Origin of the sequence: Mycobacterium angelicum, from assembly GCF_002086155.1 — a bacterium.
Taxonomy (GTDB): domain Bacteria; phylum Actinomycetota; class Actinomycetes; order Mycobacteriales; family Mycobacteriaceae; genus Mycobacterium; species Mycobacterium angelicum.
Map to the genome: position 1 here is coordinate 1 of NZ_MVHE01000104.1, position 11,297 is coordinate 11,297.

An 11,297-nucleotide genomic window follows, 5' to 3' on the forward strand; every position below is an offset into this window, starting at 1 on the left:
CTCCTGTTGCGGCGGGAGCGGTGGGGGCCGGTGGCGCGGCTCGTAGAGCGGATCCTGCTGGGGTGGCGGTGGCGCATATGCCATTCGGACCGGCTCGGGCGGCGGCGCGGGCTGCCGGGGCGGCAGCAGGGGCTCCTCCGGCACATCGATGATCGTGGTTTCGTCGGGGCGGCCGGCGGTGTCGTCCGGCCGGACCGCGTTGACGCGGTCGCTGGACACCCAGTCCACGGGCGGGTTCTCCCGGCTGGGGGCTTGGGCCCCGTTTTGGGTACGGCTTGCGCCCCGGTCGGTCAGGACACGTGCGCCGTCTTTCTCCAGCGTCTCGAGCGCCGGACGGTGTTGCAGATCCGCATCGAACAAGATCTCCAGGCTGGTGCGCAGCGACGACAGCTCGGCCCGCAGCGCCGCAACCTCGTCGGCGGCCGCACCACGCAGCTCGGTGGCCAATTCGCGGCGCAGCTGAGATTCCACGGTCAGTTCGTACTCGCGGCGCGCCGAGATCTCCCGGTCCAGCTGAAGGTCGTAGACCAGCTTCAGATCGCGCACCTTGGCCTGGTCGGCTTCGGCTTGTCGGCGGTAGAGCACCGACACGAACGCGCCGGCCACCGCGGCCCACAGGGCCAGGATCACAGCGAGCTTGAGCAGTTCCACCCGGTTAGTGAAAACCAGCGCGGAACTGGCCCCGATTGCGAGGACCAGCAACGTCGTCAAGAGCACCCAACCCGGCCTGCGGCCGCCGCGCCGGACCCGGGCGCCGCGGGACAGAACGGTCATGGCCTGACTGTACCGGGCGAGGTCACTCCGCGTGTCGCGCCAGTCCGGCGATTCTGCTGCCCAGTTTGGAGACCCGTGGAGGCCGCTAGGTTTCCGCGCCCTCGCCGCGCTCGGTGGGATCCGGCGGGGACTTGCAGCAATGTTGCAGCCACAGCGCGGCAACCACCAGCGCCAGCGCGCTGACGGCCGCCACCACCGCGCCGGTGGTGTCCTCGGCGACGGCGCGCTGCCACGACCGCCGCGGCAAGAAGTACACGAGCACCCCGATCCACCAGCCCAGCACCAGCGCGCCCACCCAGGCCGACGCCTTGGCAATGATCAGGCTGTGTGCCACTGCCAGGGGGTGCAGCCAACCCCGCGCGTCTCCGATCTCACCCTCGTTGATCTTGGTCCGGACGTAGCGCCCCCACAGCGCCTCGGCGATGGCGACCGCCAGCAGTGATATGCCCGTCCATACCGTCAGCGGGGGAAACCACCGGTACAGCTGCCCGACCAGCAGGTAGCCGATCACCGCAGCGCCGATCATCGCGGCCGTCAGGTCACGTCTTCGAGTCGGTCCCATCAGCTGCCCAGCGCCTGCGGGTACAACCGCACGCCCTCCCGTTCGGCCGGGTCCAGCTCGGCGAGCAGCTCAGCCACCGACCGCGGTCCGTCCGCGAGGGTCAGTTCGGCGTCGGGGTCGACGGCCAGCCACGGAACCATGACGAACGCCCGCTGGTCGGCCCTGGGGTGCGGCAGGGTCAGGTCGGCACCGCTGGCGATGATTTCCGCGGCCCCGCCCGGTTCCGTCCGGTGACAGGTGATCAGGTCCACGTCCAGGGTGCGCGGACCCCAGCGTTCGTCCCGCACCCGGCCGGCGGCGTCCTCGGCCGCCTGGGCCCGACGCAACCAGTCGTGCTCGTCGCACGCTGGATCCTCCGCGATAAGAACCGCGTTGAGGAACGGACCCTGCTCGACACCACCCCAGGGATCCGTCTCGTATACCGGAGAAACGGCTATGACCTCGCCGAGTGTGTTGACGGCTGACTGTAACCAGCCCAGGCGGTCACCCAGGTTGGAACCGATGGACAGCACAACGCGAGTCATTCACGCCTCGCTTGCGGGGACCACCGAACCTCGCCCGCCACGCCGCGAGCGCCGGGTCGTCACCGACACATCGGTGAACGTCTGGCGGATCGGCGCCTGCGGCTTGTGCACCACCACTTCGACGGCATGCACCCGTTGGTCGTCCATCACGTGCTCGGCGATCTCGGCCCCTACCGTTTCGATCAGGTTCCGCGGTGGTCCGCCGACGATCTCGGCCGCGCGGGCGGCCAGCTCGACATAGTCGTAGGTGTCGGTCAGATCGTCGCTGGTAGCGGCCTCGGCCAGATCGATCCATATCGTGATGTCGACGATGAAACGCTGACCGCTCACCCGCTCGTGGTCGTAAACGCCGTGATAGCCGTGAACGGTCAAGCCGCGCAGTTCGATTCGATCAGCCATTCGATGCAGTCCTTTCCGGGCCTTCCCAAGCTTGCACGACCTTAAGCGCGTCGACCGAGGCCCGCACATCGTGCACCCGCACACCCCACGCGCCGTGCAGGGCGGCCAGCGCGGTAATCACCGCCGTCGCGGTCTCCCGGCCGTGCGGCGGGCGCACCACACCGTCGGGCGCGGCGAGCAAGCTGCCGAGGAAGCGTTTGCGTGAGGCGCCCAACAGCACCGGAACACCCGTGGCGACCAGTTCCGGCAACCCGTGCAGCAGAGCCCAATTGTGTTGTCCCGTCTTGGCGAATCCGAGCCCGGGATCGATCATCAGTTTCGCCGGATCGACACCGGCCGACACCGCCTCGTCGATCCCGGTGAGCAGGTCGGCGCGCACTTCGGCGACCACGTCGCGGTAGTCCGGAACCTCGTGCGGGCGCTGTGGCGAGACCCGCCGCCAGTGCATCAACACCCACCGCACGCCGGCCTCGGCCACCAGTGGCGCCATCGCCGCATCGGCCTGGCCGCCGGACACGTCGTTGACTATCTGGGCACCGTTTTCCAGGGCAGCCCGCGCGACGTCGGCGTGCATGGTGTCAATGCTGACGGTAATGCCTTGCGCGGCAAGCTCTTTGACGACGGGAACCACCCGTGCGGTCTCGATGCGCGGGTCCACCCGAGTGGCACCGGGGCGGGTCGACTCGCCGCCGACGTCGATGATGCCCGCGCCGTCGGCTGCCATCGCCAGCCCATGTTCGACCGCACCCTGAGGACTGAGAAATCGTCCGCCATCCGAGAACGAGTCGTCGGTGATATTCAGCACCCCCATAACCTGCATGGGCGCCGGGTTCATTTACGCAAGATGAGATCGAGCGCTTCGGCTCGAGAGGCGGCGTCGTGCTTGAACTGGCCGCGCACCGCCGACGTCGTCGTGATCGCACCGGGCTTGCGGACACCGCGCATCGCCATGCACAAATGCTCTGCCTCGACCACGACGATTACCCCGCGCGGGTCCAGCCGTTCCACCAGGGCGTCGGCGATCTGGCTGGTGAGCCGCTCCTGCACCTGTGGCCGCTTGGCGTAAAGGTCTACCAGCCGCGCGATCTTGGACAGACCGGTCACCCGGCCGTCCTCGTTCGGGATGTAGCCGACATGGGCCACACCGTGAAAGGACACCAGGTGGTGCTCGCAGGTGGAGTACATCGGTATTTCTTTGACGATCACCAGCTCGTTGTGGTCTTCGTCGAACATGGTGCTCAGGACCGTGGCCGGATCGGTGTAGAGCCCGGCGAAGATCTCTCGATACGCCCGGGCGACGCGCGCCGGAGTGTCACGCAGACCGCTGCGGTCCGGATCCTCTCCGACCGCGACCAGCAACTCGCGGATGGCGGCTTCGGCACGCGGCTGGTCGAACACGCGAACCTGGTGGGCTGCGTCTCGGGAATCTAGCTGCGTCATCGAAGCTCCATTCCTTAGCCGTGCGCCGGCGGGTTGGACCGACTTACATCCTTGCCTGACGGGTCGGCGGATTCATCGCGGTCCGGCGCCGGACCTGACTGGTCATGGTCAGGAGGATAAGCCGGGTAGGGGGCCGGTTGCGTGCGATTGGGCGATTGCGGTGGCCATCCCGGCGCGTGCCAGCCGGCCGGGGCGCCGTAATCGGGCTGGGTCGGCGTCGGGCCGGAACCGTGCGAACCGTTGGCGCCGTGGTTGGTTCGGCCCGCTTCGCTCTCCGCGGCCTCCGCTGCCTTGGTGGCCCGGGCGATAGCCGCCTTGAACGCCGGCTCGGGGAGCGGCTGGGGCCAGGGCTCGCCGCGCTCGATCGCCAGCTCGCCGGGCGTCTTGATCGGTGGCTTGTCGGACGGGATCCGGCCACCGAAGTCGTCGAACATGGTGAGCCGGGGCCGCTTTTCGACGTCGGCGAAGATGCCTTCCAGCTCGGGTCGGTGCAGGGTTTCCTTTTCCAGCAGCTCGCCGGCCAGGGTGTCGAGCACGTCGCGATACTCAGTGAGGATTTCCCACGCCTCGGTGTGCGCGGCCTCGATGAGCTTGCGGACCTCTTCGTCGATCTCGCGGGCCACCTCGTGTGAGTAGTCCGGCTGGGTGCCCATGGTGCGGCCGAGGAACGGGTCACCGTGGTCGGTGCCGTACTTGACGGCGCCGAGCCGGGCGCTCATGCCGTACTCGGTGACCATCGCCCGGGCGACCTTGGTGGCCTGCTCGATGTCGGACACCGCGCCCGTCGTCGGCTCGCGGAACACCAACTCCTCGGCGGCGCGACCACCCATCGCGAAGACCAGCTGGGCGATCATCTCCGAGCGGGTTCTCAGGCCTTTGTCCTCTTCCGGCACGGCTACCGCATGCCCGCCGGTCCGGCCTCTGGCCAGGATCGTGACCTTGTAGACCGGGTCGATGTCGGGCATCGCCCAGGCCGCCAGGGTGTGGCCGCCCTCGTGATAGGCGGTGATCTTCTTTTCGTGTTCGCTGATGATCCGGCCCTTGCGACGGGGGCCGCCGATGACCCGGTCGACGGCCTCTTCCAGTGCGGGGCCGGTGATGACGGTGCCGTTCTCCCTTGCCGTGAGTAAGGCGGCTTCGTTGATGACGTTGGCCAGGTCGGCGCCGGTCATGCCGACGGTCCGCTTGGCCAGGCCGTCGAGGTCGGCGTCGTCGGCGATCGGCTTGCCCTTGGAGTGGACTCTGAGGACGGCCCGGCGCCCGGCGAGGTCGGGGTTGGACACCGGGATCTGCCGGTCGAAGCGGCCGGGCCGCAGTAGGGCGGGGTCGAGGATGTCGGGCCGGTTGGTCGCGGCGATAAGAATCACGCCGGCGCGATCACCGAAACCGTCCATCTCGACCAGCAACTGGTTGAGCGTCTGCTCGCGCTCGTCGTGACCGCCGCCGAGGCCGGCGCCTCGTTGGCGCCCGACCGCGTCGATCTCGTCGACGAAGATGATGCACGGGCTGTTCTGCTTGGCCTGTTCGAACAGATCACGCACCCGGGAGGCGCCGACGCCGACGAACATCTCGACGAAGTCCGAGCCCGAAATGGTGAAGAACGGCACTCCTGCTTCGCCGGCTACGGCGCGGGCCAGCAGCGTCTTGCCCGTTCCCGGCGGCCCGTAGAGCAGCACGCCCTTGGGGATTTTGGCGCCGAGTGCCTGGTACCTGCTGGGGTTCTGCAGGAAGTCCTTGATTTCGTAGAGCTCCTCGACCGCCTCGTCGACGCCGGCGACGTCGGCGAAGGTGGTTTTCGGCATGTCTTTGGAGAGCTGTTTGGCGCGCGATTTGCCGAAGCCGAAGCCCATTCGGGCGCCCCCCTGCATGCGGGAGAACATCACGAACAGGCCCACCAGCAACAGCAGCGGCAGTACGTAGACGAGCAGCTCGCCCAGGATGCTGCCCTCGTTGACGACGGTGCTGACCTTGGCATTCTTGGCGTTCAGGGCGTTGAACAGGTCGACGGCGTACCCGCTGGGGTACTTGGTGATGATCTTGTCGGAGTTGTCGGTGTCGTTATTGCCCTTTTTCAGGGTCAATCGCAGCTGCTGTTCCCGGTCGTCGATCTGTGCGCTCTTGACGTTGTCGCTGTTGATCTGGGACATCGCCACCGAGGTGTCGACGGGCTTATAACCGCGGGTGTCGTCGCTGAAGTAGAAGAACGACCAGCCGAGCAGAACCACGACAGCGATCGCCGTGATGGTGCGGATCACGTTTTTCCGGTTCATTAATCATCGGCCGTGCCGGCCAGGTCCTTCCGTATATACGCAGCTGGAAAAATCAAGGCTACCGCTCCTGGCGATCGCCAGCCCGGGGAATCCCGGGCGCAGCGGGTCGCCAGCATCCTGCACCGGCGATCGCCAGCCCGGGAAGTTGGCGATCGCAGCGTCCGGTACCTCCAACGAGCGTCCAACGAGCGGCAGTTCCCAATGGTCCGCCCAGCGCGGCAAACAACACGGCAGGTCAGGTCAGAACGGCCCCACGGCGTTCCGGGATCAGCGCCACCACTGCGGCTTCGATCACATATATGGTCGGCAGCAGCGCCAGGGCGAATTGAAACCCGTGGCTGGTGGCCACCGCGGCGATCAGCACCGGGGCCAGTCCACCGATCCCACGGCCCACGTTGAACAGCAAGTTCTGGGCGGTCGCACGGATCGCAGTCGGATAGAGCTCGGCGAGCAGGGCGCCCAACCCACCGACCATCCCATTGGCAAACCCACCGACGACGAACCCGCCGGCCAGTAGCGCCGCGGGGTGGGTGAGTTGGCTGTAGATCAGCACCGAGCCCGCCGCACCGGCTTGATACAGCCACAACGCCGGCCGCCGGCCGAAACGATCGGCGAGTTGTCCGAAGACCAGAATCCCGGCGATCATTCCCAGCACCGTCACCGCCGTCCACAGCGAACCTTTGGTCAGGCCCAAGCCACGACTCTCCGACAGGTAGTGCGGCAGCCAAACCAGCACGCCGTAGTAGCCGAAGTTCTGCGCGACGGTCAGGACCAGCATCGCCGCTGTCGCACGGTCTTTGAACAGCAACCGCAGCGACTCACGCGCGGCCGCCCGCTGCCGTTCCAGAAACATCGGTGGTTCGGGCAGCATCAAGCGGAACATCATCGCGATCACGGCGGGAAGGGTGCCCACCACGAATAGGCCACGCCAGCCGACGGTGTTGATGATGGGCGCGGCGATGAGCGCCGCGGTCAGGACACCGAGCTGGCATCCCACCGCGACCAGACTGGTCGCCCGGGCTCGCCGTGGTCCTGCGACGGCTTCGGCGGCCAGCGCCATGCCGATACCGAACTCGCCGCCGAGCCCCAGCCCGGCCAGGAATCGGTAGACCGCGAAGTCGAAATAGCCGTGCGCCAGTGCACCCAATCCGGTGAACACCGCGAAGAAGACGACCGTCCAGGTGAGGACCCGCACCCGGCCGAACCTGTCGGCCAGGACTCCCGCGGCGGTGCCACCGATGGCCGCCCCGATCAACGTGAGTGTGGCCAGCCAACCGGCTTTGACCGTGGACAAGTGGAAGCTGGCGATGATGCCGGGCAGCGCAAAGCTGATGATCAGGAGATCAAAGCCGTCGAGGCCGAATCCAAGCGCCGAGACCAGGATCGCTTTTCGCGCATAGTTACTCGTAGTAGCGCGCCTCGACCACATTGCCGTCCGGATCAGCGAAGTAGTAGCCCTGCGGCGCCCACCCTTGCGCCCCGAAGGAGTGGTTCAACCGGGCGCTGGTGTCGATGCCCGCTGCCTGCAAACGTTGATCCAGCGCATCGTATTCGGCCTTCGACATCGCCAGGCACACATGATTGACCCGGTGGCCGGCACTGTCGTCGACCTTCGTCATCGCCTCGGTGGCGCCCGCACTTTCGGATGACATCAGGTCGATGATGGAGTCCCCGCTCACCCGCACGCTCGGAAACGGGGCTTCGCCGGCGTCGAACTCGTCGAACCGCACGGGCGTCAGCCCGACCACTTTCGTGTAGAACTCCATCGAGTCCCGCACGTCCTTCGTCCACAGCACAACGTGGTCCAGCCGCATAGATCAACATGATGCCCGCCAAGGCCTTCTCTGCCCAACGCCGTTGTGATTTGGTGAGACGATGCGTTTATCAACCGAACGGTTAGTGGAGACCAACGGTGTGCAGCTGCGCGTCATCGAGGCCGGCGACCGGGGCGCGCCCGTGGTCCTACTGGCCCACGGCTTTCCCGAACTCGCCTACTCATGGCGCCACCAGATTCCCGCCCTTGCCGAGGCCGGCTACCACGTACTGGCACCGGATCAGCGCGGTTACGGCGGCTCGTCGCGTCCGGATGCCGTCGGGGACTACAACATTCACGAATTGACCGCCGACATGGTCGGTCTGCTCGACGATGTCGGCGCCGAACGAGCGGTGTGGGTTGGTCACGACTGGGGCGCGATAGTGGTGTGGAATGCCCCGCTGCTGCACCCGGACCGGGTCGCCGGGGTGGCCGCACTGAGCGTGCCGGTGGTGCCGCGGCCACGGACGGCGCCGACGAAAGCGCTTCGGCACCGGTTCGGCGAGAACTTCTTCTACATTCTCTATTTTCAGGAGCCCGGTGTCGCCGATGTCGAACTCAACGGCGACCCGGCCCGCACGATGCGCCGGATGCTGGGCGGTTTGCAGCTGCCCGGCGACGAGAGCTCGGCTCTGCGGATGGTCGCGCCCGGGCCCGAAGGTTTCATCGATCGGCTTCCCGAACCCGAGGGGCTGCCGGCGTGGATCACCCAGGACGAACTCGACCACTACATCAGCGAATTCACTCGCACCGGTTTCACCGGCGGCCTGAACTGGTACCGCAACTTTGACCACAACTGGGAGACCACGGCCGAAATCGACGGTGCCACAATCGATGTGCCGTGTCTGTTCGTCGGAGGGACAGCCGACCCGGTGCTGACATTTACCCGACGCGATCGTGCTTCGCAAGTGATCACCGGCCCGTACCGCGAAGTGATGCTCGAGGGCGCCGGACATTGGTTGCAACAGGAGCGGCCCGACGAAGTCAACGCGAGACTACTCGAGTTCCTCAAGGAGATGAACTGGTGATGGGCGCACCGATGCGTTTCGGCGTTTTCATCACGCCGTTTCACCCGACGGGCCAATCCCCGACGGTCGCACTGGAATACGACATGGAGCGCGTCGTTGCACTGGACCGCCTCGGATACGACGAGGCGTGGTTCGGCGAACACCACTCCGGAGGCTACGAGCTGATCGCATGCCCGGAAGTCTTCATCGCGGCAGCGGCGGAGCGGACCAAGCACATCCGGCTCGGTACCGGAGTCGTCTCGCTGCCCTACCACCATCCACTGATGGTCGCCGACCGGTGGGTGCTGCTGGATCATCTGACCCGGGGGCGCGTCATGTTCGGCACCGGCCCCGGCGCACTGCCATCGGACGCATACATGATGGGCATCGACCCGATCGATCAGCGGCGGATGATGCAGGAATCCCTGGAGGCGATCCTGGCGTTGTTCCGCGCCGCACCAGACGAGCGCGTCGACCGCCACTCCGACTGGTTCACGCTGCGCGACGCGCAATTGCACATTCGGCCGTACACCTGGCCCTATCCCGAAATATCCACAGCGGCAATGATTTCCCCGTCCGGGCCGCGACTGGCCGGTGCGCTGGGCACGTCGCTGTTGTCGCTGTCCATGTCGGTGCCAGGCGGCTACGCGGCACTGGAGACCACCTGGGACGTGGTGCGCGAGCAGGCCGCCAAAGTTGGTCGGGACGAGCCGAATCGGGCCGATTGGCGGGTCCTTTCGATCATGCATCTGGCCGAGCGTCGTGAGCAGGCGATTACCGACTGCATTTACGGCTTGCCTGAATTCTCGGAATACTTTGGCGCGGCCGGCTTTGTGCCGTTGGCGAACACCGTGGAAGGCGGGCAGTCGCCCTACGAGTTCGTCGAAGCGTATGCGGCCGCGGGCAATTGCTGTATCGGTACGCCCGACGACGCGATCGCTCACATCGAAGACCTGCTGGGGCGCTCGGGTGGCTTTGGGACGCTGCTGCTGCTCGGCCATGACTGGGCATCACCGCAGGCCACCTTTCATTCCTATGATCTGTTCGCCCGCAAGGTGATTCCGCACTTCAAGGGACAGCTCGAAGCCTCACGGGCGTCGCACGGCTGGGCCAGGGCCAAACGCGACGAACTGATCGGGCGCGCCGGCCAGGCCGTCGTGCAGGCAATCACCGAGCACGTCTCCGAACACGAACGGGAAAGCAGCTGATGCGCGCGTCGGTTTTGCGCGGCGGTCGCATGGTCTACCGAGATGACGTACCCGACCCGGTGCCGGGGCCGGGGCAGGTGCTGGTCCAGGTGCGCGCGTGCGGAATCTGCGGTTCCGACCTGCATTTCGCCGCACACGGCGCCGAAGTGGTGGAGCTGAGCGGTGAGCTGGCCGGCGGCCGTGGCATGGATCTCGATGTGGGACGCGACGTGTTCATGGGCCACGAGTTCAGCGCCGAGGTGCTCGAAGCCGGACCTGACACCGACACTTACCCAGCCGGAACGCTGGTGACGTCGATTCCGGTATTGCTTTCCGAAAAGGGCGTCGAGCCAATCGTTTTCAGCAACAGCACGCTAGGGGCCTACGCGGAACGGATGCTGCTGTCCGCACCGCTGCTGTTACCGATTCCCGACGGCCTGGACCTCAAGCACGCCGCGCTGGCCGAGCCGATGGCGGTGGGCTTGCACGCGGTGAACAAATCCGGCATTGACCGCGGCGAGACGGCGCTGGTGATCGGCTGCGGACCGATCGGGATCGCGGTGATAGCCGCGCTTCGCGTTCGCGGCGTGGAAAATATTGTGGCATCTGACTTTTCACCGAAGCGACGTGAGCTGGCAGCGTTGATGGGCGCGCACCAGACGATCGACCCGGCACAGGGTTCTCCCTTCGACTCGGTCAAGACCCGCGTGGTGTTCGAGGCGGTCGGCGTGCCGGGCATCATCGGCGACGTAATCAGGCGGGCCCGGCGCGGAACACGGTTGGTCGTCGCCGGGGTATGCATGCAGGCCGACACCATCCATCCGTTCTTCGCGATAGGCAAGGAGATCAGCCTGCAGTTCGTCAACGCCTACGAGCCCGACGAGTTCGCCGCATCGTTGCATTCGCTGGCCGAGGGCGAAATCGACGTCACCCCAATGATTACCGGCGAGGTTGGGCTCGAGGGGGTGGGCGCGGCGTTCGACGACCTCGCCGACCCCGAGCGGCACTGCAAGATTCTGGTAACGCCGTAGATCGGTCTTGTCACACCGCTGTGGCAGAATCGTACGTATGTTCGAATCCGTGGTGGAGCTGGACCCGGCCGCGCTGGTGGCCGAGGTCGAAGCGACCCATCGGCAGGAGTCGATGTTGGTGGCGCGGCGGATGGCGGCGGTAGCGGCGTTGCTGCGGGATCGGGTGGCTGCGGCCGAGCGGGTTGCGGGCCGGGTGGAGCATGCCGAGATCGATGGGTTTGACCAGACCAGGGCTGAGGTGGCTGCGGCGATGAATCTGTCGCCGCTGGCGGCCAGCTATCTGGTGTCTG

General features: G+C 66.5%; 13 protein-coding genes. 4 read left to right on the top strand and 9 right to left on the bottom strand.

The window, feature by feature from the left end:
* From BST12_RS27375 to BST12_RS27415, 9 genes are all read right to left on the bottom strand, one after another.
* Positions 1–774, bottom strand: a 774-nt coding sequence (locus BST12_RS27375) for a DUF6779 domain-containing protein (protein ID WP_342746513.1), incomplete at its 3' end; no start/stop codon positions are given.
* Between the two features lie 85 nt (positions 775–859).
* Positions 860–1,336: a DUF3180 domain-containing protein gene (locus BST12_RS27380; protein WP_083116335.1), complete on the bottom strand. Its 477-nt coding sequence runs from the start codon at positions 1,334–1,336 to the stop codon at positions 860–862.
* Positions 1,336–1,860: a 2-amino-4-hydroxy-6-hydroxymethyldihydropteridine diphosphokinase gene (folK, locus tag BST12_RS27385; RefSeq protein WP_083116336.1), complete on the bottom strand. Its 525-nt coding sequence runs from the start codon at positions 1,858–1,860 to the stop codon at positions 1,336–1,338. Before folK ends, BST12_RS27380 begins: the two co-directional genes overlap by 1 nt.
* Positions 1,861–2,259 carry a dihydroneopterin aldolase gene (gene folB / locus BST12_RS27390; RefSeq protein WP_083116337.1) on the bottom strand — a complete coding sequence of 133 codons (399 nt, stop codon included), beginning with the start codon at positions 2,257–2,259 and terminating at the stop codon, positions 1,861–1,863.
* The gene (folP, locus tag BST12_RS27395) at positions 2,252–3,094 is read right to left on the bottom strand and encodes a dihydropteroate synthase (RefSeq protein WP_083116338.1); all 843 of its coding nucleotides are present in this window, start codon (positions 3,092–3,094) and stop codon (positions 2,252–2,254) included. The genes folB and folP overlap by 8 nt, the downstream gene beginning before the upstream one ends.
* A complete protein-coding gene (gene folE / locus BST12_RS27400) occupies positions 3,091–3,699 on the bottom strand; it encodes a GTP cyclohydrolase I FolE (RefSeq protein ID WP_083116339.1) in 609 nt (202 codons plus the stop codon). Before folE ends, folP begins: the two co-directional genes overlap by 4 nt.
* A gap of 14 nt (positions 3,700–3,713) precedes the next feature.
* A complete protein-coding gene (ftsH, locus tag BST12_RS27405; protein WP_083116340.1) occupies positions 3,714–5,969 on the bottom strand; it encodes an ATP-dependent zinc metalloprotease FtsH in 2,256 nt (751 codons plus the stop codon).
* Positions 5,970–6,204: 235 nt separating this feature from the next.
* Positions 6,205–7,398, bottom strand: a complete 1,194-nt coding sequence (locus BST12_RS27410; protein WP_083116341.1) for an MFS transporter — start codon at positions 7,396–7,398, stop codon at positions 6,205–6,207.
* A complete protein-coding gene (locus BST12_RS27415) occupies positions 7,370–7,783 on the bottom strand; it encodes a VOC family protein (protein ID WP_083116342.1) in 414 nt (137 codons plus the stop codon). Before BST12_RS27415 ends, BST12_RS27410 begins: the two co-directional genes overlap by 29 nt.
* A 61-nt stretch (positions 7,784–7,844) precedes the next feature.
* Here BST12_RS27415 and BST12_RS27420 point away from each other — a divergent pair, with 61 nt between their 5' ends.
* From BST12_RS27420 to BST12_RS27435, 4 genes are all read left to right on the top strand, one after another.
* Positions 7,845–8,810, top strand: coding sequence for an alpha/beta fold hydrolase (locus BST12_RS27420; protein WP_083116343.1), 966 nt, complete (start codon positions 7,845–7,847; stop codon positions 8,808–8,810).
* On the top strand, positions 8,810–9,997 hold the full coding sequence (locus BST12_RS27425) for an LLM class flavin-dependent oxidoreductase (RefSeq protein ID WP_083116344.1): 1,188 nt from the start codon (positions 8,810–8,812) through the stop codon (positions 9,995–9,997). The genes BST12_RS27420 and BST12_RS27425 overlap by 1 nt, the downstream gene beginning before the upstream one ends.
* On the top strand, positions 9,997–11,007 hold the full coding sequence (locus BST12_RS27430; RefSeq protein WP_083116345.1) for a zinc-binding dehydrogenase: 1,011 nt from the start codon (positions 9,997–9,999) through the stop codon (positions 11,005–11,007). Before BST12_RS27425 ends, BST12_RS27430 begins: the two co-directional genes overlap by 1 nt.
* A 37-nt stretch (positions 11,008–11,044) precedes the next feature.
* Positions 11,045–11,297, top strand: a 253-nt coding sequence (locus BST12_RS27435) for a DUF222 domain-containing protein (RefSeq protein ID WP_139801985.1), incomplete at its 3' end; no start/stop codon positions are given.